Genomic DNA, 23,596 nt, shown 5'->3' with positions numbered 1-23,596 from the left:
AATCCACCGGGGCTAGCTGTGCGAGGACTGGGCAGGCCAGCAGCAGGGCGATCCCCCATGGGCGGGAAGACGGGAAAAGGCGGGCCATGGCTGATCACCAAGGGGTGCCGAGCAACTGCATTCCACCCCAGAAGTAGGGATGCGTCACGCCATTCTCCACGCGTCGCTGTTGCGCTTGGCTCAGCCCGCTGAGCAGAGCCCGTCCGTCAGTGCCGATCACCGCATCCCCCTGAAGACGCACCGCGCCGCTGACGAACGCCTTGCGGGTCGCCTGCAGGGCCTCCGCCTTCGGCATCCCCGCATCGAGGTAGCGATAAAACTGCACGAAGAGGGCTGATGTGGCCACATCGTCCACGTACCAGAGGGTGCCGATCGCACTGCGGGAGCCCGCCTGCAAGGCCAGTCCGGCAAAGCCGAGTTCACTGTCCTTGTCTCCCAGGGCGGTGCGGCAGGCACTGAGGGTGAACAGGTCGAGCGGCTGTCCATCGCGCCGCTGGCGCAGGCTGGAGAATTCCGCCAGGCTCATCGGCCCAACACCAGAGTAAAGCTGTGCCTTGGCGGGCCCGCCAGGCAGGAACTCGGCGTGGGTCGCCACATGAACCTGCTGGAAGGCCGGATCACCCGCCTTCTCTAGCAACAGCTCAGGCGTGAAAGCTGCATCCAGGAAAGCGCGTCCCGGGATCTCGAGTGCAAGCTGATCCAGCTCCTGAGGCACCAGCGGCAGCGGTGCCAGCCCGTCGAAACGGGACGCGCCGGTGCGCAGTTGACTCTTCTCCCCCGCCGGCGGTACATCCAGTGGCATCAAACCGATCGAGGGCGTCAGCGCAATGCCGATCCGTTCCGCCAGAAATTGCTGGCCATCGTGCAGGGCCGCAAATGGAACCGCCTGCAAGCCGGCATCCGCCGATAACAGAAGCGTCGTGAGCCCCAGAGCGTTGATGTCCTGTTCCATTGGTCGGATCAAAACGTCGTAGAGCTGGCGCGCGGGCGCCAAGGGATTGGCTAGGTCCATCGGACTCTGTTTGGCCAGTTGTCCGTACCACTGCCGCAGTCGCTCGCCAAACTGCCCTGTATCCACCATGACGCGGCGGCCCACCACTTCGCCCTCCGCCGGGACGAGCGTGATGTCGAGAAAGCCTTCTCCGTTGAGACTTCCAGCTGCGGCGTCGCTGCTGAAACTCATCCGCAGCGCTCCCAACTTGTAAGGCGCGTAATTGGAGGCGCGCTGAACCCGTTGAAGCACACTTTGCACTTCCTCAGTTGTGAGGGGCGTGACACGGCGCCCTCCCGTTAGGGCGAGCTTCTCGGCAGTGTCATCGGAGGAGCGCTGTTCCCCCATCTGGAAAGCCTGAATTGCCTCGGCACTCGTCATCGGCAAGACCGCCAGTTGCAGGGGAGATCCCAGTCCATTGAGCAGATCGAGAGTGGAGGTCACTACATCCGCGGAGCGGAGAGCCTGCGCCTCCAGTAACGAACGGCTGAACGCATCCGTTTCCAGATCCGCCCGGGCCAGCCAGTCATCGCCCTCTAGATCGATTGACGTGAGATCTGCCTCCAGATCCACCTGAAACACGGTGTCGAAGGGGAGTGCCGCGAGCAATTCCTGAGTGACAGGCTCTCCGCTTGCCGGACCATCGTCAGGACGGAGGTCGAGGATCGACTCTGCCAGCAAGGCATCGCTGAGCACACCCGGCATCTCCGCAAGTTCGTCAGTGAAAAGGAAGGAACTCGTCTCCAGGGTGATTCGAATCGGTTGCTCCACAGTCACATCACCCCCTCCCCCCAGCGGCAACGGTGCTGATGCCTCCAGAGAGGGAATCACCTCCTCATCGGTGATGGGCGGCTGCTCAATCAGGGACTGAACGCTCAAGACCTGGTCCAGCAGTGACGACGAGACCGGCACTGGACTGGGGTTGGGCGATTGGCTCGACGCAGGTGTTGGCGTGGGGAGCGGAGTCGGCGTAGGACCCGGGGCTGGGATGGGCGTTGGCGTAGGTCCAGGCCCAGGAAGTGGCGTTGGCGTGGGGAGTGGGGTCGGCGTAGGACCCGGGGCTGGGATGGGGGTTGGCGTAGGTCCAGGCCCCGGAGTCGGAGTCGGAGTCGGTGTGCCACCGATGATCTGGATGGTGGCGTCGTTGAACAAGGTGGCAGGAGGTCGCGGGCCTGTCAGGAAGGCGCTGGAAGCCGTTGGACCAAGCTGAATTGTGACGCCGCCATCAATATTGAGAGCGTTCGTGTCCAAGGATCCGATTTGCACCAGGCCACCTGAAAGCCCAACGACGTTGAGGATGGTTCCGCGGCTGCCACCTCTGATGTCGATACTGGATCCATTGATCCGCAAGGAGCCGCCAATCGCGGGGGGATCAGCGATTAAGTTGGAACCAATAACTACCACATTACTTGGCAGTGAGCGTAAGCCAATGTCAATCGCTCCTCCGTTATTTTCTCCAGAAGTATTTATGTCGCTGTTTAGTATATCAATTGTCCTGCCATCCAGGCTTGTCAGGCCTCCATCGGCGGCGCCACTGGTATCCAGTAAAGTGTTCTCCAAAAGCAAAGAGCCTGAATTGCTATTTAAAGCAATTGACCCTCCTGGGGACAGAATCTGACCCTGGGACAGGCTTAGTTCGCCACTGGTCTGGTTAATGGCAACAGTGTCAAAGCCGCTGATCAGACCTCCTGATTGTGAGTAGCTATCTGTCACGTTTAGGGAGCCAGAGCCACTCACTGATCCCCCGGGAAGATTCAAGGTTGCAACCTGAAGACCAGAATCAGCAACAATGTCTCCCCCGGTATTTGTAATTAAGCTGATTGCTCCAGGGGTAGCCGCTGCCAGGCGCACGCTGCCAGAATTCAGCAATTCAGCGGTAGAGAAGGCTCCTCCCAGGAAGTTAAAGGAGCCACTTTCTGATATCTCTGTGGCTCCGGAAACGGCAAGTGATCCACCCTCCACTCTGAGTACGCCTCCAATATCCAGAGACTGCAACGACACGAAGCCAGCGCTGGAATCAAAAACAATCGATCCGCTGCCTTCTCCAATAAGCACTGAATCTACGTTGCCTAAGGTAGGAAGAGCATCCCAATTAGTAGATTCACTCCAAAGGCCACCTCCGCTGCCAAGCCAAGTCGATAGTGGGCGAGTTGTGATGCTTCCGTCTCCATCGGCACTCGTATCGACGCTGTAATTATCAAGACTTGTTCCCTCTGACGCCTGATAGTTCTCTGCTGTCAACTCCGCCGACACACGGCTTGCCGCCAACACATCCTTGCTATCGAACTGACCCTCTGTCGGCAGGGACTGCAGGTCTCCTCCCTCCCCGTCTACAAAACCGGTCAGCTGGTAATCCTCGCTGGCCAGCTCTGCTGTTGTGGTGCCGTCATACTCCTTGCTCTGCGCACTCAGCGTCACCGTGAGAGCCTTTGGCGTGATGCTTCCGTCTCCCTCGGCACTCGTATCGACGCTGTAATTATCAAGACTTGTTCCCTCTGACGCCTGATAGTTCTCTGCTGTCAACTCCGCCGACACACGGGTTGCCGCCAACACATCCTTGCTATCGAACTGACCCTCTGTCGGCAGGGACTGCAGGTTTCCTCCCTCCCCGTCTACAAAACCGGTCAGCTGGTAATCCTCGCTGGCCAGCTCTGCTGTTGTGGTGCCGTCATACTCCTTGCTCTGCGCACTCAGCGTCACCGTGAGAGCCTTTGGCGTGATGCTTCCGTCTCCCTCGGCACTGGTATCGACGCTGTAATTATCAAGACTTGTTCCCTCTGACGCCTGATAGTTCTCTGCTGTCAACTCCGCCGACACACGGCTTGCCGCCAACACATCCTTGCTATCGAACTGACCCTCTGTCGGCAGGGACTGCAGGTTTCCTCCCTCCCCGTCTACAAAACCGGTCAGCTGGTAATCCTCGCTGGCCAGCTCTGCTGTTGTGGTGCCGTCATACTCCTTGCTCTGCGCACTCAGCGTCACCGTAAGAGCCTTTGGCGTGATGCTTCCGTCTCCCTCGGCACTCGTATCGACGCTGTAATTATCAAGACTTGTTCCCTCTGACGCCTGATAGTTCTCTGCTGTCAACTCCGCCGACACACGGGTTGCCGCCAACACATCCTTGCTATTGAACTGACCCTCTGTCGGCAGGGACTGCAGGTCTCCTCCCTCCCCGTCTACAAAACCGGTCAGCTGGTAATCCTCGCTGGCCAGCTCTGCTGTTGTGGTGCCGTCATACTCCTTGCTCTGCGCACTCAGCGTCACCGTGAGAGCCTTTGGCGTGATGCTTCCGTCTCCATCGGCACTCGTATCGACGCTGTAATTATCAAGACTTGTTCCCTCTGACGCCTGATAGTTCTCTGCTGTCAACTCCGCCGACACACGGCTTGCCGCCAACACATCCTTGCTATTGAACTGACCCTCTGTCGGCAGGAACTGCAGGTCTCCTCCCTCCCCGTCTACAAAACCGGTCAGCTGGTAATCCTCGCTGGCCAGCTCTGCTGTTGTGGTGCCGTCATACTCCTTGCTCTGCGCACTCAGCGTCACCGTGAGAGCCTTTGGCGTGATGCTTCCGTCTCCCTCGGCACTCGTATCGACGCTGTAATTATCAAGACTTGTTCCCTCTGACGCCTGATAGTTCTCTGCTGTCAACTCCGCCGACACACGGGTTGCCGCCAACACATCCTTGCTATTGAACTGACCCTCTGTCGGCAGGGACTGCAGGTCTCCTCCCTCCCCGTCTACAAAACCGGTCAGCTGGTAATCCTCGCTGGCCAGCTCTGCTGTTGTGGTGCCGTCATACTCCTTGCTCTGCGCACTCAGCGTCACCGTGAGAGCCTTTGGCGTGATTTCACCTATGGCACCAGTGATGGTTTCACTCGCGAGCTGATACCCAAAAACCTTGTTTATCTCTTCGTCGACGATGGCCAGTCCAGAGACTTGTACATTTATCCCTGTACCTACATTCTTAACCCCCTGCCCCTCTAAGTCCACGAACAGACCCGAACCAGGGAGCGAGAAGTCGACGTTGTCACCATCTAGAATGCCTGTCACAACATAAGAGCTTCCTTCCAGCGTGGAGTCAGGTGTGCCGTCATACGTTTTCGAAACTGAGCCTTCAAGGCTGATTTCGATAATTGGTGAATTTCCATAAATCACTCCATTTCCTGATGCCGCTGCAATCGGTGTCCTATCGCCTTCGACCTTGCCGTATTGCTTGAAGCCACGTGGAAGAGCATTCACCTCTTCGGAGGGCTCGGCTGCATAGACAAGCCAGCGAGCTCCGAACTCCGCATCAACGCTCAGAACATAATCGCCACCATTATTCAGCAACGATCCTTCCCCAATGTTCAAGACAATAGAATCAAAGACACTATAATCATCCTTGGTGAAACTTGCGCTGATCTGTTCGTTGAGACTGATTATGTTGCCGGCATCGGTTTGAGCGTCAATCCGCACAGTTGAGCCGGATAAGGCTTGGAGCGTGACATTGCCCGCATCTGCATCTACTGATTCACCTTCTCCATATCTAGAGGGGGAAAGTTTGATGTCGATATTGCCAGTGCCTGCGTTGATCGTTGTGCCTTCGCCCATCCAAACTTCTGCTTCTCCAGGATCTCGAAATTCAAAATTTGCCAATGGATCGTTGGCGAGTAAGCTTACATCTGAGCCGTCTGTAGTAATACTGGAGTTCAGAACGATGGATCGCCCGGCCTGCAGAGAGAGGGAGCCACCAATCCCTTCAGGATTGTCGATGTTGATGTCGGATGCTGGAGTCAGCGTGATGTCATTATTTGCTTGCAGGATCACATCCGTTCCGCTGTTTGCGATCGCTTCAATCTGCGCTGGGGTCAGAATCTGATCAGAGCCGAGCATGTCAGAAGGGATGTTGCCTTCCGCCACCTGCAGCAGGCCAACACCGAACGCAGTGGCGGAATCTGTGGATGGTGAGCCAACAACAAATCGATCACCATCAAGCCCAATAATCTGTGATTCACAGCCTTCACCACAAACTGTCCCATAGCCTTGGTACGGTTGCGTACCGAGGAGCGAGTTCAAGCTGGTTGCAGGCCCAGACAAGCCAACACTGCCATCCCCCCATGTCACGGCACCCGCGTTTTCGATCAGCCCAGAGGTGGATGAGGCATCTACGAAGGGGCTGCTCACCACAAAGTTGCCATTGCTCAAGACTGTCACGCCACCCTGGCCCACACTATCGAATGAAAAAGAGCCCACCAGTGAATTGGCGGCAGTCACCGCGCCCACCGTGCTGCCACTGCTACTTCCCCATGTCACAGCACCAGCATTTGTAATCAACCCGCTAGAACCAAATGGGTCATCCCAGCTTGGGCTTATTAACACATAATTACCGGTTCCGACTTCTACAACGCCGAAACTGCCAATCCGATCATTAGTGGTAGAGCCTACCAATGAATTTGTATCGTTGACTTCGCCCACCGTGCCACCACTCCCATTCCCCCATGTCACGGCCCCCGCATCTGATATCAGCCCAGAATCGGATGGGGCATCCCAAAGGTAACTGTTCACCACATAGTTGCCATTGCTCAACGCTGTCACGCCACTAATCCCTACAGAGTCAAACGTATTCGAGCCCACCAGTGAATTCCCTGCACTCACCTCACCCACCGTGCCACCACTCCCATTCCCCCAGGTCACGGCCCCCGCATCTGAGATCAGCCCAGAATCGGATGGGGCATCCCAAAAGTAACTGTTCACCACATAGTTGCCATTGCTCAATGCTGTCACGCCACCAATCCCTACATAGTCAAACGTATTCGAGCCCACCAGTGAATTCCCTGAGCTCACTACACCCGCTGTACGCGTTCCTGTGACACTTCCATTCCCCCATGTCACAGCCCCGACATTAGAAGCAGTGAGGGAATTCCATTCGTGACTAGCCACCACATAGTTTCCATTGCTCAATGCTGTCACGCCACCCAGGCCCACTCGATCCCCAGCAAGAGAGCCCACCAGTGAATTTTCAGAGCTCACCACACCCGCAGTACGCGTTCCCGTGACACTGCCATTCCCCCAGGTCACGGCCCCTGCATCTGAGATCAGACCCGAATCGGAGGGAGCGTTCCAGGATGGACTATTTACCACGTAATTACCATTGCTCAATGGCGTCACGCCAAACTCGCCGACATAATCAAATTCATTCGAGCCCACCAAGGAATTGGTAGAACTCACCGCCCCACTGATGCCTGTTGCCCCATTCCCCCAGGTCACGGCCCCTGCATCGAAGATCAGACCCGAACGGGAGGGAGCGTTCCAGTTCGGACTGCTCACCACATAGTTGCCATTGCTCAATGCTGTCACGCCACCAGTCCCTACAGAGTCAAACGTATTCGAGCCCACCAGTGAATTCCCTGCACTCACCTCACCCACCGTGCCACCGCTCCCATTCCCCCAGGTCACGGCCCCCGCATCTGAGATCAGCCCCAAGATCACGGCCCCCGCATCTGAGATCAGCCCAGAATCGGATGGGGCATCCCAAAAGTAACTGTTCACCACATAGTTGCCATTGCTCAACGCTGTCACGCCACCAATCCCTACATAGTCAAACGTATTCGAGCCCACCAGTGAATTTTCTGAGCTCACCACACCCACCGTCCGCGTTCCCGTGACACTGCCATTCCCCCAGGTCACGGCCCCTGCATCTGAGATCAGACCCGAATCGGAGGGAGCGTCCCAGTATGGACTATTGACCACGTAATTTCCATTGCTCAATGGCGTCACGCCAAACATGCCGACATAATCAAATCTATTCGAACCCACCAAGGAATTGGTCGAACTCACCGCCCCACTGATGCCTGTTGCTCCATTCCCCCAGGTCACGGCCCCTGCATTTGAGATCAGACCCGAATCGGAGGGAGCGTCCCAGAAAGGACTGTTTACCACGTAATTACCATTGCTCAATGGCGTCACGCCATACTCGCCGACATAATCAAATCTATTCGAGCCCACCAAGGAATTGGTCGAACTCACCGCCCCACTGACGCCTGTTGTCCCATGCCCCCAGGTCACGGCCCCTGCCGCTGAGATCAGTCCAGAATCTGATGGGGCATCCCAGTCAGGACTAAGCACCACAAAGTTACCATTGCTCAGCTCAACGGCGCCATAATTTCCCACCTGATCATCAGGATTAGAACCATGCAGCGTCGACAGCAAGGCCCCGGTTTGGCCATTAAAGAGATAGACCGCTCCTGCATCGGCAGCGACTGCATCATCGTCAGGGTCGAAAGCCAGAATGTTTCCACCGCTCAGCACCAGTACATCACGTCCAAATCCCCCATACTTCACTGGATTCGGATCCACCAGATCTGTGACCAAATAGCTTCCCTCCTTTGGGGTCGCGGAGGCATCAATGATGATATTTTTGGGGTCTAGCAGCAGGGTGCCTGCCTTACCCTTTGGCGCTGACGCATCGGCCGTTCCACCAAAGGTCAGCAGTTCCTTGCCGGACACCTCCAGCAGGCCGCCATCACCGCCCTGTAGTCCGCCCTTGGCCGATACGGAGCCATAGAAACGCGTCGTATCATCCGACCAGACAATCACCGTTCCGCCATCACCTTGGCCGGTTGCATCTGCGTTCAATGTTGTGGAGAAGGTGACCGTGGTGGATCGGGCATTCGCGGCTCCGCTCGGCAGCGCCGCTCCCCGGAATCCTCCCCCCACCTGGATCGAACCGCCGCCACCGTCACCGCTGGCATCGGCACTGGCGCCCTGCAGCTGGATTGTGGTCCCACTGATCTCGATGCTGCCGCCCTGGGCCTGCTCGCCCGTGCCGATCGCCTCATAGGTGCCGGAGCTGAACAGGTTCCTTCCCGCTGACACCGTGATGCTGCCTCCGAGTTCCGTGCCGCTGGCCTGCAAGACGGACGCAGCCGACTGGATCACGTTGCCGCCCGCCTCCAGCTGGATCACACCACCGTTGCCCGCCGAACCGGTGGCACGCACTTCCGCCGAGCTCATCAACGTCTCAGCGGCAGTCAGCACCACACTGCCGCCGCTGCTGCCGCTGGCCCGAATGGCGCCACTTTGAAGCACCGTGCCACCGGCAATCGTGACCTGCCCCCCCCGGCCACTGGCCGGTGGAACCTGAGCTGTCGTCGATGGTGTTGTTGGTGACACCAACGGGGTCGATGGGGCCAGGAGGGCGGCAGCCGGCGCTTCAGCCGTAACGGCTGTCACATCCAGAGCAGAAACGTCATTGCTCAGGGACGCGATCACATCCTCCGTCACGAGGGGAGCTTGCACCGTGGACATGTCCTCAGCGGAGACCTGACTGGCCAGGGGCTCGAGCACCGCAGCCTCCAGCAGCGGAGCTTCCACCACAGTCACGGCGTCCGGTGGTGGTTCCGCCAGCGCTGCGTTCAGGTCTGTGGTGCCGGTCTGCGGCGCAAAGCTCCAGCTGCCGCTCGTGCCGCTGTTCTCCACCACCGTGCCGCTACCGCCATCGGTGCTGCCTTCCGCAGAGCCACTGCCGGAGGCATTGATCATGCCGCCGCTGATCAAGACCCGCTGCCCCTTCAGCTCAATCCGTCCCCCATCGGCCAGCACCGCCTTAGCCGGGATCCCATCAGCTACCGCTGGCGGCGGTGTCGAGGCGGCGGCGGCGGCCACACCCACCGGGGCGGACGGTGCTGGATCACTCGAACCCGCATCAGCTGGTCCGGAGTCGCCTGATCCGGCTTCAGCCACGATTACAGCACCGGATGGCCAGGCTGCATCGCTGCTGGCCTCAGGCATCGCCTCGGATGACGGTTCCGAGGCTGAGGCTGCCGATCCCTCGCTGGCGACATCTGGTCCTGCTTCCGGGGCGTCCGTGCTATCCGCATCAGATGTCTCGAGACCTGTCTCGCTGGCACCATCCGCCGCGGCCTCGGATCCACCGGTCTCTGATCCACCGGTCTCTGTTCCACCGGTCTCTGTTCCACCGGTCTCGGATCCATCGCTGCCGGCCTCACTGGCCGACGCCTCTTCCTCCTCTGCGGCCGCAACAATCGTGGCCGGATCGTTTCCGGCACCATCGCCAGCGCTCTCTGGCTCGCTCGCCACTTCACCGCCGTCGCCGTCGCCGCCAGTGGCGAGCACATCGGTGTTCTCCAGCGTCAGATCTCCCACCGCCGCCAGCACCACGGTTCCGCCACCGGTGGCTCCGCTCGAATCGATGCGGCTATCGCGAACACTCACCACCTCTCCTTCCACCGCAATCCGCCCGCCCACGCCATCGGCGCTGCTCACGTTCAGCTCACTGGAGCTGATGCTCACATCACGGCCGGCCACCTCGATCTCGCCGCCACTCACCAGCAGACGCGCCGCCTGCAGAATCACATTGCCGCCCTGGGCATCCATCAGCAGGCTCTGATCCACCGTGAGCGTGCCGCCAGCGAGGCTCAGATCGCCATTGCTACTCAACCCCAGCGCCGCCAGACTGGCCGAGTCCGTCACCAGGCCAGAGCGGCCCCGCAGCGGTTCACCACTGAGCAGGGCCGCCTGGGCCGGCGTTGTTCCCAGCACATCAAACAGGCCAGATCCAATCCGCAGAGCCGTGGCGGTACTGAGATTGAGATGCTGCACATTCTGGAATCCGCCGGAGCCACTGATCGTGATCCCGCCAGGAGACAGCCAGAACAGATTTCCTTTGCTGCTCAGTGAAACCGGCTTATCAATAAAGCTGCCCAGAGAATTAATCACCCCTACCATGACATTGCTATATCCACCCGACTCAATCCGCACTCCCGTGATGCCGCCGCGCGTATCGAACGCACCGAAGCGATGAAACAGATTGCGCCCTGCCCCCGTTCCGCCACTCACGCCGCACAGGCCGGCTTCACAGCTGCCGTCCCTGACCCCATTCACCACCGTGCCCAGGCTCCTCGCTCCTGCCGCTCCCTTCACCTCCGCCGCCGCACGACCAGCGCCCAGGAGCAGCCCCGTGAGGCCCAGGCCGGCCCCGAGGCCCAACGCCCACAGGCGGAATTGAGGCTTTGCCGTCATGGGGGGAGGTGGCTGTCGTTGATGCCGCGAGGCGCCAAAGCCCCCACTGAGGCCGTAAAGGTTGCCGCGACTCGTCAGGCCTATTGCCAATGAGTTCAGCATAGGATGGAAAAACTTGACTTATGAGCTCAATTTTAGAGCACGCTCGCGTTGAGCACGTCCGAAACTATCCATCTTCTTCTAACAGCAGGCTCTGCGATTGTCTGCCCTTGAGTAGCAATCGCTACCATGGCTGTCGGGAATGCCCGCGCCAGAAGCCCTGGTATCGCGGATGACCCATGCCCCGCCGGGCTCTGCCTGTCCAATTGCCGTCGACCGCCTGAAGGGCAGAGTCCCTGCCGCACAGCTTTGAAGTCGTTCAGTCGATCGAAACAGCGGCACACCAGCCTTCACCACCCTCGATCCTTCCGTTGACAATTCCCGGTTGGAATTGCGTTCTGTGGGCATCAGATGCTCCTCCTGTTAGCCCAGCTGGTTGCGCCGCCGCTGCAGAACAGTCCGATTCGGCTGCCCGGACCCGATGCCGGGGAACAGCGTCCGGCCCCCCGGGGAGAGCAGCAACCGGTTCCGGTGGAGATTCAGGAACCGATCGATGGCGAGCCCCCGGCCCAGACGCCCGATTCCCCGGATCAACCCGGCACCGAACCACCAGCCGTACCCGGCGACTTCGGCAGCAGTGCAGAGCCCCGGGTGGAGGGGCTCACCGTCTACGACGCCTCTGATCTCTCAACAATCCTGGCCGGGTGCGGCGCCGGCGAGGCATCGGCCCAACGGCTCCAGACCTGTGCTGCAGTCCTCACGGCCCGGTTGGTGGCCGATGGCTATCTCAACAGCCGTGTCTATGTCAAAGCCACACCAGCCCCTGGCTACCTGGAGGTGGTCGAAGGGCGAGTGGTGGAACTCCGCGTCAACAGCGACGACGGCCGCCTCAGCCGCAAGGTGTCGCGGCTGCTGGCTCCCCTGAAGGGCTCGGTGCTGCACTTGCCCACCGTGGAGCAGCAACTGCAATTGCTGAAGCGCCTGCCGGGTGTGGCGAACGTGCGCGGCAACCTTTCACGCCTGGGCAGCGACCCTTCCCAGGCGGTCTTCACGGTGAGCTTCCAGCCCAGCGACCAGCCCTGGCAAGGCGAATTCTCCCTCCGCAACGACGGCTCCAACGGCTCCGGTGAGGCACGCGCCATCGGCACCATCGCCAAGGCCAACCTGGCCACCCGCGGCGACACCCTGCTGATCTACAGCGAGCTCGGCACAGACAACACGCCCTCACTCGGGGCTGTGATCACGTCGGTGAGCTACACGGTGCCCCTGGCCGATCAATGGAACTTCACCGGCGCCTTCGGTTACAGCCGCCGCAACCTGATCGAGCTTCCCTCCCCCACGAACGGCATCTCCACGACCCAGTTCCAGGGGCTGGGCCAGGTCGAGTGGGTGTTCAAGGACACCCTCAGCCAGCGCTGGAGTCTGTTCGCCGGATTCAGCGGCGACCGCAGCACTACCTACCTTGACGGCAGGGCCCTGCCGGACCTGGTGCCGGAGAGCGTGCGCTCCCCCAGCAACGGCTACCTGCGGGTCGGTCTGGCCGCCAATGGACTCAGCGGCTCGCTGGGCTGGGCTGGCAACGTCTATCTGCTGCAGGGCATTGCCGCCGCCACACCCCAGCAGCAGCGTAAGGAGCTGGCTCAGGTGGATCTCTATCCCGGCGAAGCCACCGCCCTCGGCGGCCTGATCTCAGCGGCCTGGGCCTTTGCCCCCAGCTGGCAACTGAACCTGCGGGCCGGCGGCCAGGTGGCCTTCAAGCCCCTGACCAACTCGATGCAGTTCACCGTGGGCTCCGATGCCGGCATCCGCGGCCTGCCCGGCCAGTTCCTCAGTGGCGACAACGGCTGGCTCGGCACCGCCGAGGTGGCCTGGACCTTCTGGCAGAAGAACAACCAAAGCCTCCAGCTGGTGCCGTTCATCGGCATGGGTGGTGTGACGACCACCCTGGCGGGGGTCACCTTCTCCGACACGGTGGGCTCCGGCGGGATCCTGGCGCGCTGGTTGGCCGGCAACAGCTGGCTGGTGGAACTGGGCTGGGTGGAACAGTTCGAAACCAACGACAACCTGGGCGAATGGACCGACTGGGCCCTGGGCAAGGGCCTGTACGCCCAAGTGAAGTACCGATTCTGAGCGGGGGGGCGTCCGGACACCTGCCTGGGAGAAAGGTGTTACAGCCCCGCGACGTGCCCCGACAAGATTGAGCTTGCCCGGATCGATCGCCGTGGCGCCAATCTCAGCGCGCGCAGAACTGGGCCTGCAGCTGCAGCCTGTCGATCGAACTGGGCAGTTCGGCCGGATCGAAGGGTGGAGGCGCGGCCGCATCGGCGGCCCTGGCCAGCATCGGCACTGGCCTGAATCCGCCATTCACCGAAACCTGCAGCGGCCGCACATGACTGAGCCCGATCGCTTCAGCGAGCTCGCGGCCCTGCCGCAAGGCATCCTGATACGCGAGCCTCAACAGCTCGCGCCGCACGGCAACATCGGCGATCGGATCCGCCTGAGGGCGAACCGGCGCTAGCTGGACACCCGGCAAGGCACCCACGTCACGGACCAAGCGCTGCAAACGCTCTGGTGCCAGATCGCCACTCACCTGCAGTTGTGCTGTGATCCGGGCCGGTCGATTCGATTCCGCTGAGCGCTGCCATGTCGACGGAGAGCTCACCCGCAGATCGTTGACATCGAGATCCTGAAGTGCTGAGCGCACAGCGGCAAGACGGCGCTGCAGTTCTGCCAGGGCGGCATCGGCCGAGGCCGCCTCCGCCTCAAGCCCAAGGGAGATGCCCAGGCGCTGGGTGGCGCGTTTGCGTTCAGCACTGCCCTGAGCCTCCAGCAGGGTGCCCTCACACAGCACCTGCACCTGGGCGTGGACAGGTTTCGCCAGGGTGAGCAGAACCAGGGCAGGGGACAGCATCAGCTGGGTCGCCCCCCAGGTGGACCAGAAACGGGTAACGGATGCCATGACCGATCACCAGGATGTGATGAGGAGCTGCATCCCACGCCAGAAGGATGGATGCACGCATCCATCCTCGACCAGAAGGCGATCAGCCACTGGCCCAGTCCAGGCGCGTGAAAATGGGTTGGTCGTGCCGCTGGCCTGGATCCCTGATCGCCGCGGCGGGCTGATGCCAAGCCTGTCATGAATCCACTGACATTGGCTCACTCGATCTGCGTTCGAGCGATCTGAATGGTGGCAGAAGGGATGGAATTGGCTGGATTCGGTGTCCCGGAACCGACGTCTGACCGCAGACAATCAAAGAAGCCTTGCTCAGGTCGTTGGGTCGCAGGATCAGCCGGTGCTCCCAAGGATGCTGCTGCAGGAGCTGATCGGATCGCGATCTTCTCCGGATCGATTCACTCCAGGTCAACGGACTCCAGCAAGATCCGACTGCGCATCAACCGGTCGGCATCGATTGCCCAGGCAATGATCTGAGTGTGCTTGGCCTGCGCGTCGTCCTTCATCTCCTCGACCACCTCATCGTGGAACCCCTCCAATTGACGGACCAGCGTCAGAGCAATCTGCTGATCTTCAGAGGCACTGGTATCGAGCTGTTCGATCAGATCCAGCACCTCCTGGACCTTGGCACTCGGCTCCTGTTCGGGCTTCTCCAGACGCTCGGACCTGGCCTGCATGGCGATCAGTTCATCGGGGCTGCCCGGGATGCCGGCAGTCGGTTGCTGGGATGCGTCGGCGTCGACCATTTCAGGATGCACACCCTCGTTGGGATCGGCAGGCTTGCCACCGTGGTAGCGGTACCGCCCGCTGCGGCGCTGGGGCTCCCCTGAGGAGGGGTTCAGTGGCTGATCTGAGGGAAGGCCCATCGCAGAGGTGGTGTCGTTGTGCTCCAACCAGGATCGCGCCGATGGGTCCCGGCTGCCTGCCGTCGGGGTCTTGGCTTCCGTGGGGCGCGGCAGGCAGCTGCCGTCGCAGCTTCATCCCGTACGACCTGCAGGCTGCTCTGCTGTGCCGTGGCCCCTTCAGCCTTGCCCTCGGTCAAGGACCCTTCGCACGCGGCGTCCTCTGCAAGGGCCCAGGTGAATCTGCAGGCGAAGCCCGTGCTTTGACCTGAGATAGGGATGCCGCAGCAACGCAGGATTCTTGCTTTTTCGCACGTTAATTCGGCAAGCCAGGACGGTGTCTGATCATGCGCCGCCCCTCCCCTCGATCACAGGGCATCGTGCAGGCCCGCTCTGCTCTCGGTGATTGGTCTCCTGATGGGCATCGGTGTTCTGGTCACGGGCTTCGACCTGCTCGGATTCAGCAGCCGTTTCCCTGCGCGGCCCGCGTGAGGGCGCTCCTCAGGGCAGGGTGAAACCGGAGGTGTTCAGGTGTTTGAGGTCGAGCAGCACGACCGTGAACCAGACCAGCAGGGCCAGGCCTCCGATCGCGCCGACCAGGACCAGCAGGCCAGCGATCACCGACTTGATGGACTTGCTGTCGTTTGGCACGAGCATGGGGGAATGGATGGTCACTGTCCCACAGCCAGATCTTATTCTCGAGATCTGGCTGCATGCCCCCGCACCCGCCTGCCATGCCGTTTCCGGATCGTCGGCTCCGGCGGTCGCTCCGCCGTGCTGCTCACCGCCGACCACGCCGGCCGCTCCATTCCCCGCTCTCTGGCCAAGCTTCAGCTCAGCGATGAGGTGCTCGAGACCCATGGGGCCTGGGATCTGGGTGTGGCGGCTCTGGCGGAGCGCCTCTCGGCTCGGCTGGATGCCGTCCTGATCCTCCACAACTACTCACGGCTGGTGATCGACGTGAACCATCCGCCCTGGGCCCCTGATTCGATCGTGGTGCGCAGCGAAAATGCCCTGATCCCCTCCAATCGCACCCTCTCTTCGGACGTGCGTCGGCGAGGGCCTGAGGCGCTGTTCGAGCCCTGCCACCGCCGCATCGCCGCCGAGCTTGATGGGCGATCCCGGCAGGGTCAGCCCGGCGTGCTGGTGGCCGTGCACAGTTTCACGCCGGTGCATGGAGGGCAACGGCGGATTCCCCACGTGGAACTGGAGGTCCGCCAAGACCTGATCGCCACGACGAAGGGCCAGCAGGCCTGCTGGCCATTGCCTTCTGCCGCTGGATGACCATTCCGGCTCGCTACAGCACCGGTTACCTGAGCGACATCGCGGTGCGGCCGCCCCACTCGGCCATGGACTTCTCAGCCTGGTTCGAGGCCTACCTCGACGATGGCTGGTCTGTGTTCGATCCACGTAGCAATCCTCCGCGAATCGGGCGCATCCTGATCGCCCGCGGCCGAGATGCGGCCGATGGGGCCTTCCCCACCACGTTCGGTTCCTCGACACTGGAATCTTTCCAGGTGTGGGCCACATGACCTATTGCGTAGCCGTTCTCCTGCAGGCCGGCATGGTGTTCGGCTCGGATTCACGCACCAATGCGGGTCTGGATAATTTCGCCACCTTCTGCAAGATGACCGTGTTCGAGCGCAGCGGCGATCGGGTGCTGGTGCTGCTCAGCTCCGGCAGTCTGGCCGGCACCCAGGCGGTGATCAGCCTGTTGCGCCAGCGGGCCGACGACAGCAATGGGGGCGACACCCTGTGGACGGCGCGCACGATGTTTGATGTGATGCTGTTGGTGTCGGATGTGGTGCGCAAGGTCCAGCAGCGTGATGCCGCCTACCTGGAAGCCTCAGGCAGTGGATTCAATGCGTCGTTTCTGGTGGGCGGCCAGATCAAGGGCGAAGCGCCACGGCTGTTCCGGATGTATGCCGAGGGAAATTTCATCGAAGCCAGCGCAGATACGCCGTTTCTCCAGACCGGCGAGGCGAAATACGGCAAGCCGATCATCGACCGCGTGATTCACGCCGACACCTCGCTGGCGGATGCGGCCAAATGTGTGCTGGTGTCGTTCGATTCCACCATGCGCAGCAATCTTTCGGTGGGGATGCCGATCGATCTGATCGCCTATGAGCGTGACAGCCTGGCTATCACCCACCGCCGCCGCTTCGGCGATGGCGATGCCGAGTTCGCGGAACTGAGCAGCGCCTGGGGTGTGGGCGTGCGCCAGGTGTTCCGCGACTTGCAGGATGTGAATTGGCAGGAGGAAAATCATTCGGCTTTTGCAGCACCCGAGTGAATGATTCCTGGTCACTCCGCCTTGACACAATCAAAGAGAATCATGATCGGGTTCTTCAAGAAGTCCTCCCAATCCGCCCTGTCATCACGATCAGGCGCCAAGTGCAGTGGATGCAGCTGAAAATCACGAAACCCCGCCCTGCGGAAGGCTTCTCGATAGTCCGTTAGCGGCAAGTAGTAATTCACAATCTCCAGATCGGCCTTCTCGAGGTGCATGGTGAAGCGAATCGGGGCTCCGCCTTTCACATGCTCTGCCAGGGTCATCTCGAATCCATACTTCCGGTAATCCGGCCTGGGCCTGAAGAAATAAACATCGGGGTTGGTTGTGAGCGTCACGAAGCGCCCTCCCGGCCGCAAGCGAGAGGCAATTCCGTCGCAAAACTCCTGAAGTTCCTCGCGCGTCTGGGCATGGACCAGCAGCCAGGCCGAAACCACGAGATCAAAGGACTGCTGCGGCACCACGGTGCGTGCATCCTCCACCCGGTAAGCAATCCCAAGCGGGTCATGGGCCTCCTGGGAGCGGGCCAGTTCGATCATGCGTTCGGAGACATCGAAGCCCACCACCTCTGCCGCTCCGGCCTTCCGCAACCTACGGGTGAAATACCCCTCGCCACAGGCCGCATCGATCACCCGCTTTCCCCGTAAGTCTCCGATCAGCCGCATCAGTGACGGCTCCTCGATTCGTGAACGCCAGAGCTGCTGTTTGGCTTCCTGGTACTGCTGGGCAACCTGATCCTGGTCGTAATCCAGCGGGGCTTGGTCTTCGGTCACAGTGCTCTTCATCTCCAACCGGACTCCAGCGTAGGCGTGATGGGTCAACGCAGATTTCAAGAACCGACAATCGCGTCCATGACGATCCAATCCTGAAGCCATGGAATCCTGATGGATCCGTTCCTCTGGCTTCATGCCATGCCGCTCAGGCAGCATTGGCGCGACGGATGGCTGGTCGTGCTGTTGCCAGGCTCGATCCAAGGGGCAGCGGCACCGGGGCCAGAGCCCGGTGGATGTCATCCCAGAACTGCCTGCGGGCCAGCACGGCACGTCGGGCCATCGCCTGGGTGGCTTGAAGCCTGGAGGAGCAGCCGCCGCAGAGCTCACTCAGCATCGCCAGGGCGGTAGGGCCATGGTCGTCACCATCCATGGCAACGTGCCGCATCAGATACCAGTGCAGGGAGGGAGCCCGTTGCGGCGCAATCAGAGCCCGCTCCAACAGGGCCTGGAACAACGACGGCACCAGCAGCTCACGGCCATAGGTGAAAGCCGCCGCCATCGGCAGCACCTCACCGCAGCCGATCACCTCAAAGGTGAAAGTCATGAAGCGCCGTGAAGGCTGGGGGATCGGTAGACCCTCCAGGGCAGCAGCGAGCTCGGCAGGGCTCAAGGTCCAGGCCTCAACCCCCCGCAATCGGCTCAGCAACTGCTCGATCGGTGCCGTACAGGCCCCCACCTCCCGCATCGCCAGCAGGTAGATCTCCAGATGGCTGAGATGGCTGGCACCTAAAGGATTGGCAGGCGCCTGATCACACTCCTCCTCCGCCACGATCCGATCGATCACCGCCACCGCCGCATCTGAACGGGGCGATGGGCCGGAGCCGGGCAACGGAGCGAAGCGAGACCTGGAGGCAAGCTGCCGCTGCAGCGCCTTCGCCAGCAGGAGGAAGTCCCACACGGCGAACACATGGTGTTCAATGAACAGCCGTAGCGCCGGCAGATCCGTGATGGCACCGGCCAGGGGGTGATCCTGCAGGTCGGAATCCGCCGGGTTCACAGTCCCAGGTCGGTCAGGCCGGGATGATCATCCGGGCGTGGGCCCTGGGGCCAGAGGAAGAGCCGATCCGTTTCGCGGATCGGAACATCGTTGATACTGGCCTCACGACGACGCATCAGGCCCTGGTCATCGAACTCCCAGTTCTCATTGCCATGGGCTCGAAACCAGTTGCCGGAGTCGTCGTGAAATTCGTACTGAAAACGCACGGCTATGCGGTTGTCGTGCCAGGCCCAGACTTCCTTGATCAGGCGATAGTCGAGTTCGCGGGCCCATTTGCGTTTCAGAAACGCTTCGATCTCCTGGCGCCCCTGGATGAACTCCGATCGATTACGCCAGACACTGTCTTCGCTGTAGGCCAGGGCGATCTTGGCGGGATCGCGGGAATTCCAGGCATTTTCGGCCATGCGGGCCTTCTGGGTCGCGCTGTCACGGTCAAACGGGGGCAGGGGTGGCTTCGATGTCACAACGAGGGGAGTCTCAGCGAGCAGATCAGAGCGAGGTCGTTCAGTGAAAGTGGGGGTGGTGAAGGGAGTCGTGGGCCCTTCAGTCGCCCGACTGGATCGTCACCATCTGGTCGGCGCTGTAGTCCGCCAGGGTCTGTTGCAGTTTCAGGGCCTCCTCATCGGTGCGCGTGCAGGCGAATCCATAGCGCGCCCTCACCCGTTCAGAGGCCTGCTTCAGACCCTCCAGCCCCCGGGTCTGCAAGTCGCCGACGGACAATTGTTCGCCGGGGGGAAGGTGCTCCAGGATCACGGTGGAGGGTGAATAGAGCTGGGAGCTCAGGCCATCGGGCCACTGCAGAGTGAGGTGAACTTCTGGCACCAGGCGATCGGGCAAGGGCTCCGGCCATGCTCCCAGCCCCCCAGGTGCATCGCCGTGCCCATGGTCACAGATGCTCCTGGCCAAGATCGTTCAGGGCGCCAAAACCGGTGAGTGGGTCCTGCTGGTGCCACACCCGCTGGCACGCCCCTGCGGCACTCAGCACAAGCTCGGCATCACCGCTCTGAAACCTGCCGATCTCCACGCACAGGAGATCGGGATCGATCCCGGTGGCATGCCGCAGCGCTGCCGACTGGGACGGATCCACTGCCAGGAGATAGCCATAGCTGGGGAAGCAGGTGAGCCAGGCTTCGAGCTCCACACCGCCTGGCGGCTGAAGCGCCTCAAGATCCAGCTCCAGGCGGCAATGTGCCGCCTCGGCGAACATCACGGCCGTGCCCACCAGGCCGCCCATGCTGATGTCCTTGGCCCCATGCACGATGCGGGCACCGGCCAGCTCCACCAGCAGAGCGAGATGGCGGCGCAGCCGGGCGGGTTCCGCCTCAGTCGCGGCATCCCAGAAGGGGTAATGGCGATGAAAGTGCCCCTTGATATTGACCAGCAGATGGCAGCGATCCCCCGGGCGGGCGGCCCGAGCGGAGAGCACCGGGCCTGGCGTGGTTCCGAGCACAGCCACCGAGAGCGCGTTGTAGGGGCTGTGCAGATTGGTGTGACCGCCCACCATCGGAACGGCGAATGTGTCGGAGGCGAAGCGCATCCCCGCCAGCAGTCGCTCGGCATGCTGCTCACCGGTCGCCCAAAGGCTGTTCACCACAGCGAGCGGGTTGCCGCCCATGGCGGCGATATCGCTGAGATTGACCAGCACTCCACTCCATCCGGCGAACCAGGGGTCGTCGTCGACCAGCTGGGGGTCCATCCCTTCGGAGGCCAGCAGCAGGGGGCCGGTCACGCCGGGGATCAGGGCGGCGTCATCGCCCAGGGCCGCTGCTGGCCCCAGTTCGGGAAAGGGCAACGGCGGGAAAGTTCTCGCCGGAGCCTGGATCTCCTCCTTCCCCCGCAGGCCCGGGTGCTGCCGCAGCCGCAGCGTCAGTGCCTGCAGGTCGGCGGGGGTCATGCCGCCTGGGCGATCGGTCGCCGTTCCAGCGAGGGCCGGTAATAGGAGAGATCGGCTTCCATCAGGTGATGGGAGATGCCGCGGATGTCGAGTTGCTCGAGCGAGCGCCAGTGCAGCCGCCGGAAGAAGGGAACGTTCTGACGCTGCACGGTGGCGAGAAAGCGATCACAACCCCAGCCATGGGCGGTGGTGACAGCCTTCCAGATCAACCCCTTGCCGATCTGATTGTGGCGGCGGAAATCGGCATCGACCCCGAGCCGGCCGCCCTGCCACAGCCGCGGGCTGAGTTCCACGATCCGCACCACACCAACGGCCTCACCGGCGCGGGCATGGCTATGGGACACAGCCACAATCGGGTAGGCGCTGGCATCGAGCTCATCGCGATCCGAGTCTTCGAAGAGGTGCTGCTCCTCGCAGAAGATCCTGCTGCGCAGATCCCAGTAGCTCGGCAGCAGCCTGGAGCCCGATCCGAGCACATGGAAGGAAAACTCCTCGGAACTGGCCGTCGGGGAGAGCTGGAAATCCTCGGCATCGAGTGCCATGCCCCAGCGCACCGAGGGGGTAAAGGCGGCCGGAGCGGAGGTGGTGCTGCGGCCGATGTCGTGGCTGCTGGGATCAATGAACAACATGGAACCGGGGATGGCTCAGGATGCGTTTTCAAACAGGGAGAGGGCCGAACAGGCGCCGCATTTGGCGCAGCCGGCGGCCATGCGGTCCGAACGGATGTTGGACTCGGCCAGCAACTTGCCCACGGCTTCGTAGATCTCGACCATGAAGTCGGCACTCGGGGCCGGGTGGTGCTGCAGAGGTGTACCGGAAATGGGTACGAAGGGCACCACGAAGGGATAGACACCGATCGCAATCAGCCGTTCGCTGCAGGAGATCAGGGTGCTGGCACTGTCGCCCAGGCCGGCCAGCAGATAGGTGCTCACCTGCCCGCGGCCGAACACGGCCACAGCCTGCTCGAAGGCCTCGACATAGCGCTCCAGGCTGAGCTCCGATTTGCCCGGGAGTACACGACGCCGTACCGCTTCGTCCACCACTTCCAGGTGCATTCCCAGGCTGTCAATCCCCGCCTGCTTCATGCGGAGATACCAGATCGGATCATCCGGGGGCTCGCATTGGCCCTGGATCGGCAGGTCCACCCGCGCCTTCACCGCCGCCGCCGTTTCCGCCATCAGCCGGGCCCCCCGATCGTCACTGTTCGGAGTGCCGGTGGTCATCACCAGCTGGCGCACACCATCGAGCCGCACCGCCGCCTCGGCCACCTCCGCCACCTGCTCAGGGGTCTTGCGCACCAGGGTGCGTCCGTCCTCGAGCGACTGCTCGATGGCACAGAACTGGCACGACTGACTGCGATCCCGAAAGCGGATGCAGGTCTGGAGCAGGGTGGTGGCCAGCACATCGCGGCCATGCAGCAGGGCGATGGCGCTGTAGGGGGTGCCGTCGGTGGTGGAGAGGCCGTAGAAGCGTGGTTGTGGCGGAGGCTCCACGGCGGCCAGTTTTGTGCCGGGCCGGTCGGTCACGGCAACCGCTCCATCGGCAGCCTGCTCCAGCCGGAACGGAGAGTCCTGGGACACCGCGTTGTAGACGGGAACCATCACGGTGGTGCCCGCGATCGTCAGGGCGCGATGGTCCGATGGACCGGCTCCACCGCGGCGCCCCTGGTTGCCGGCCACGGCGGGGTCGACCAGCCCCTGCACCTGCAGCTCCGTCACGAAACGCCCGAGGTTCTGGCTGGCCAGAGCCGGCTTGGAGGCATCAGCCATGGGTCTGGGCCTCAGCGGAAGCGACCTGCACCGTGGCGCCTGACGGAGCGTGGCTGTCCTGAGCTGCTCCTGGGATCAGCATCGGGTCCACCTGGGTGGCCGGCGTTGCGTTGATCCGCAGCCCCAGCAGATCGGGACGGCTGTAGTGCCCCACACTGTCCATCATGCGTTTGCGTTTGGTGATCAGGGCGGTGTCGAGCGTGGCGATCGCCAGTCCTTCACCCTCCGGCAGTGGGCCGGCCAGATAGCGGCCTTCCGGGCTGATCACCGCGGTGTGGCAGCCCCCCTGGAAGGCACGATGCAGGGAAGGATCGGGAGTGATCACGGCATGGTCGGCCGGATCCAGCCAGGCGGTGGACGACACCACGAAGCAACCAGCCTCCAGGGCGTGATGCCGCAGGGTCACGGCGGTCTGTTCGGAGAAGATCGGACCCACGAGCGATCCGGGAAACTGGGCGCAGTGGATTTCCTCCCCCTGGGTCATCAGGGCGAAGCGGGCCAGGGGGTTGTAGTGCTCCCAGCAGGCCAGGGCACCGATGCGGCCCAGGGCGGTCGGCACCACCTGCAACCCGGCGCCATCCCCCTGCCCCCAGACCATGCGTTCGTGGTAGGTGGGGGTGATCTTGCGGCGCTTCAGCACAATCGTGCCAGAGGCATCAATCAGCAGTTGGGTGTTGTAGAGGCTGCCGCCATCCCGTTCGTTCACCCCCAGGAGCACATGCAGGTTGTGCTGGCTGGCGGCTGAGCAGATCTGGCTGATCTCCGGTCCGGGAATCACCACGGCCTGCTCATAAAGGCGCAGATGGGAAGCACCCATCAGCACGGCCGGCTCCACGAAGGAGAAATAGGGGTAATAGGGAAGAAATGTCTCCGGAAAGACGATCAACTCAACCCCTGCCGCAGCCGCCTGCTCCATGGCCGCGAGCACCCGGGCCACGGACCCCTCAAGGTTGAACAGAACCGGACGAATCTGCGCCGCCGCAACGGTGATCGTGCTGACCATGGGAGACATCCGAAAGGTCTGA

General features: G+C 61.9%; 16 protein-coding genes. 4 read left to right on the top strand and 12 right to left on the bottom strand.

From position 1 onward, the window contains the following. Positions 1 to 94 precede the first annotated feature (94 nt). A complete protein-coding gene (locus tag H8F24_RS03085; protein WP_197170917.1) occupies positions 95 to 11,014 on the bottom strand; it encodes a YDG domain-containing protein in 10,920 nt (3,639 codons plus the stop codon). 450 nt (positions 11,015 to 11,464) lie between these two features. Between H8F24_RS03085 and H8F24_RS03080 the strand changes: the two genes are divergently transcribed. Next, the gene (locus tag H8F24_RS03080) at positions 11,465 to 13,183 is read left to right on the top strand and encodes a ShlB/FhaC/HecB family hemolysin secretion/activation protein (RefSeq protein WP_197170915.1); all 1,719 of its coding nucleotides are present in this window, start codon (positions 11,465 to 11,467) and stop codon (positions 13,181 to 13,183) included. A 103-nt stretch (positions 13,184 to 13,286) separates the two neighbouring features. Here the strand turns inward: H8F24_RS03080 and H8F24_RS03075 are convergent, their stop codons facing one another. From H8F24_RS03075 to H8F24_RS19085, 3 genes are all read right to left on the bottom strand, one after another. After that, complete coding sequence (locus H8F24_RS03075) at positions 13,287 to 13,964, bottom strand: SIMPL domain-containing protein (protein ID WP_197170914.1); 678 nt, start codon at positions 13,962 to 13,964, stop codon at positions 13,287 to 13,289. 440 nt (positions 13,965 to 14,404) lie between these two features. Then, a complete protein-coding gene (locus H8F24_RS03070; RefSeq protein ID WP_197158483.1) occupies positions 14,405 to 14,872 on the bottom strand; it encodes a hypothetical protein in 468 nt (155 codons plus the stop codon). A 477-nt stretch (positions 14,873 to 15,349) separates the two neighbouring features. Beyond that, positions 15,350 to 15,643: a hypothetical protein gene (locus tag H8F24_RS19085; protein WP_231598065.1), complete on the bottom strand. Its 294-nt coding sequence runs from the start codon at positions 15,641 to 15,643 to the stop codon at positions 15,350 to 15,352. On the opposite strand from H8F24_RS19085, the gene H8F24_RS03065 reads away from it, so the two are divergent. The 3 genes from H8F24_RS03065 to H8F24_RS03055 are packed head-to-tail and all read left to right on the top strand — an operon-like array spanning position 15,623 to position 17,141. Beyond that, positions 15,623 to 16,132, top strand: coding sequence for an N-formylglutamate amidohydrolase (locus H8F24_RS03065; RefSeq protein WP_231598064.1), 510 nt, complete (start codon positions 15,623 to 15,625; stop codon positions 16,130 to 16,132). The two genes, H8F24_RS19085 and H8F24_RS03065, sit on opposite strands and share 21 nt — an antisense overlap. Beyond that, a complete protein-coding gene (locus H8F24_RS03060; RefSeq protein WP_231598063.1) occupies positions 16,129 to 16,380 on the top strand; it encodes a transglutaminase family protein in 252 nt (83 codons plus the stop codon). Before H8F24_RS03065 ends, H8F24_RS03060 begins: the two co-directional genes overlap by 4 nt. After that, entirely contained in the window at positions 16,377 to 17,141 is a 765-nt protein-coding gene (locus H8F24_RS03055; protein WP_197158487.1) for a peptidase, read from the top strand. The genes H8F24_RS03060 and H8F24_RS03055 overlap by 4 nt, the downstream gene beginning before the upstream one ends. An 11-nt stretch (positions 17,142 to 17,152) precedes the next feature. On the opposite strand, the gene H8F24_RS03050 is transcribed toward H8F24_RS03055, so the two are convergent. The 8 genes from H8F24_RS03050 to H8F24_RS03015 all read right to left on the bottom strand — a co-directional run bounded on the left by H8F24_RS03050 (position 17,153) and on the right by H8F24_RS03015 (position 23,574). Then, positions 17,153 to 17,923, bottom strand: coding sequence for a class I SAM-dependent methyltransferase (locus H8F24_RS03050; protein WP_197170912.1), 771 nt, complete (start codon positions 17,921 to 17,923; stop codon positions 17,153 to 17,155). Positions 17,924 to 18,056: 133 nt separating this feature from the next. Next, positions 18,057 to 18,908, bottom strand: coding sequence for a DUF3050 domain-containing protein (locus tag H8F24_RS03045; protein ID WP_197170910.1), 852 nt, complete (start codon positions 18,906 to 18,908; stop codon positions 18,057 to 18,059). After that, positions 18,905 to 19,312, bottom strand: coding sequence for a nuclear transport factor 2 family protein (locus H8F24_RS03040; RefSeq protein ID WP_231598062.1), 408 nt, complete (start codon positions 19,310 to 19,312; stop codon positions 18,905 to 18,907). The genes H8F24_RS03045 and H8F24_RS03040 overlap by 4 nt, the downstream gene beginning before the upstream one ends. 139 nt (positions 19,313 to 19,451) lie before the next feature. After that, positions 19,452 to 19,745 (bottom strand): MSMEG_0570 family nitrogen starvation response protein, encoded by a 294-nt coding sequence (locus tag H8F24_RS03035; protein ID WP_231598061.1) that lies wholly within the window; start codon positions 19,743 to 19,745, stop codon positions 19,452 to 19,454. 49 nt (positions 19,746 to 19,794) lie between these two features. Beyond that, the gene (locus H8F24_RS03030; protein WP_197170907.1) at positions 19,795 to 20,802 is read right to left on the bottom strand and encodes a sll0787 family AIR synthase-like protein; all 1,008 of its coding nucleotides are present in this window, start codon (positions 20,800 to 20,802) and stop codon (positions 19,795 to 19,797) included. After that, positions 20,799 to 21,431 (bottom strand): MSMEG_0567/Sll0786 family nitrogen starvation N-acetyltransferase, encoded by a 633-nt coding sequence (locus H8F24_RS03025; protein WP_197170905.1) that lies wholly within the window; start codon positions 21,429 to 21,431, stop codon positions 20,799 to 20,801. Before H8F24_RS03025 ends, H8F24_RS03030 begins: the two co-directional genes overlap by 4 nt. A gap of 15 nt (positions 21,432 to 21,446) precedes the next feature. Beyond that, positions 21,447 to 22,571: an MSMEG_0568 family radical SAM protein gene (locus H8F24_RS03020; protein ID WP_197170903.1), complete on the bottom strand. Its 1,125-nt coding sequence runs from the start codon at positions 22,569 to 22,571 to the stop codon at positions 21,447 to 21,449. Next, a complete protein-coding gene (locus H8F24_RS03015; protein WP_197159037.1) occupies positions 22,564 to 23,574 on the bottom strand; it encodes a Nit6803 family nitrilase in 1,011 nt (336 codons plus the stop codon). The genes H8F24_RS03020 and H8F24_RS03015 overlap by 8 nt, the downstream gene beginning before the upstream one ends. Between the last annotated feature and the right edge of the window lie 22 nt (positions 23,575 to 23,596).

This window comes from Synechococcus sp. CBW1002, assembly GCF_015840915.1.
In the GTDB taxonomy this organism is placed as follows: domain Bacteria; phylum Cyanobacteriota; class Cyanobacteriia; order PCC-6307; family Cyanobiaceae; genus CBW1002.
This window is presented reverse-complemented; position numbering and strand designations above follow the sequence as displayed.